The sequence below is a fragment of the Kitasatospora sp. NPDC059722 genome (assembly GCF_042733235.1).
Classification (GTDB): Bacteria; Actinomycetota; Actinomycetes; order Streptomycetales; family Streptomycetaceae; genus Kitasatospora.
In genome coordinates, this window is record NZ_JBHWGD010000274.1 from 1 (window position 1) to 1,905 (window position 1,905).

Annotated in this window: 1 protein-coding gene; it reads left to right on the forward strand. The window is 76.3% G+C overall.

The features are described from left to right. Positions 1-1,905 (forward strand): SDR family oxidoreductase (locus ACFV4F_RS43220; protein ID WP_380511518.1); only part of this gene is annotated, 1,905 nt, incomplete at both ends.

Here is a 1,905-nt window from a genome sequence, read left to right on the forward strand (position 1 = left end):
GTGCAGGTGTGGGTCGGCGAGCCGGACGCGTCCGGGCGGCGTGCGCTCACGGTGCACGCCCGGCCGGACGAAGCGGACGGGACGGACTGGACCCTCCACGCCACCGGTGTGCTGGGGACGGGCGCTACGCCCGTGCCGTTCGAGGCGGCCGCGTGGCCGCCGGCCGGTGCCGAGGCGGTCGACCTGACCGGGTGGTACGAGGGCCTGGCGGAGGCCGGGTTCGGGTACGGCCCGGCGTTCCGGGGGCTCGGTGCGGCCTGGCGGCGCGGGGACGAGCTCTTCGCGGAGGTCACCCTGCCCGAGGGCACGGAGGGCACGGGCTTCGGCTTGCACCCGGCGCTGTTCGACGCCTGCCTGCACGCGTTCGCGCTGACCGGCTCCGACGAGCGCGGAGTGCCGTTCGCGTGGCAGGACGTGGCGCTGCACGCCTCCGGCGCTTCGGCGGTCCGGGTGCGGCTGACGCCGGCGGCGGGTGGCGGGATGGCGCTCGCGATCGCCGACACCGAGGGACGCCCGGTGGCGACCGTCGGGTCACTGGTCGTGCGCTCGGTGGCGGCGGGCGAGGCGAGCCGGGTGGGTCAGGACTCGCTGTTCCGGGTGGACTGGGTGCCGGTGAAGGCGGCCGCTGCTCCGCAGTTCGTGGCAGTCGGGTCGTTGGCGGAGGTGCCCAAGGAGGTGCCGCCGGTGGTCGTGATCGAGGCGGCCGCTGGTGAGGTGCACGCGCGGACGGCGCGGGTGCTGAAGCTGGTGCAGGGCTGGCTGGCGGAGGAGCGTTTCGCCGGGTCTCGGCTGGTCTTCGTGACGCGCGGTGTCGTGGCGGGTGAGGACCTGCCGGGCGCAGCGGTGTGGGGCTTGGTGCGGTCGGCGGTGTCTGAGGAGCCGGGCCGGTTCGGTCTGGTGGATCTGGCGGGGGACGAGGTGCTTCTGCCGGGGGCTCTGGGCCTGGATGAGCCGGAGCTGCTCGTCCGCGACGGTGAAGTCCTTGCGGCTCGCCTGATGCGGACGGAAGCCACGGCCGACGCGGTGGCGTGGCCGAGTGAGGGCACGGTCCTGATCACCGGTGGTACCGGTGGCCTCGGGCAGCTCGTGGCCCGGCACCTGGCGGCCGAACACGGCGTGCGCGACCTGCTGCTGGTCAGCCGCCGGGGCGTTGACGCCGAGGGCACGGACGAACTGCTCGCCGAGCTCGCGGAGGCCGGTGCGGAGGCCGTCGTCGAGGCGTGTGACGTCGCCGATCCGGTGGCGGTGGCGGGCCTGTTCGCCCGGCACGAGATCCGCGCGGTCGTCCACACGGCCGGGGTGATCGACGACGGCGTGATCGGCTTCCTGACCGCCGAGCGCGTCAGCACCGTCCTGCGCCCGAAGGCGGACGCGGCCCTGAACCTCCACGAGGCCACGAAGGACCGCGCGCTGGCGGCCTTCGTCCTGTTCTCCTCCGTCTCCGGCGTCTTCGGCGGCCCCGGCCAGGCCGCCTACGCGGCGGGCAACGCCTACCTCGACGCGCTCGCGGTGCACCGCCGCTCGCTCGGCCTGCCCGCCGTCTCGCAGGCCTGGGGCCCGTGGACCCGCGACGGCGGCATGATCGGCACGCTCGCCGACGTCGACCTGCACCGGATCGCCCGCTCGGGCATGCCGGAGCTCACCCCGGCCGAGGGCGCCGCCCTGTTCGACGCCTCGCTCGCGGCGGGCGAGCCCGCGATCCTGCCCGTCCGCCTGGACCTCGCGGCACTGCGGGCCCAGGACTCGGTGCCCGCCCTGCTGCGCGGACTGGTGCGCGGCCGGGTCCGGCGCGCGGTGGTCGCGGGCTCGGCCGCCTCGGCCGGGCGGGCGCAGCCCCAGGCGGGCCTGGGCGAGGCCCATCCCCGGGCGGCCGTCCTGGAGCTGGTGCGCGATCGGATCGGCGGG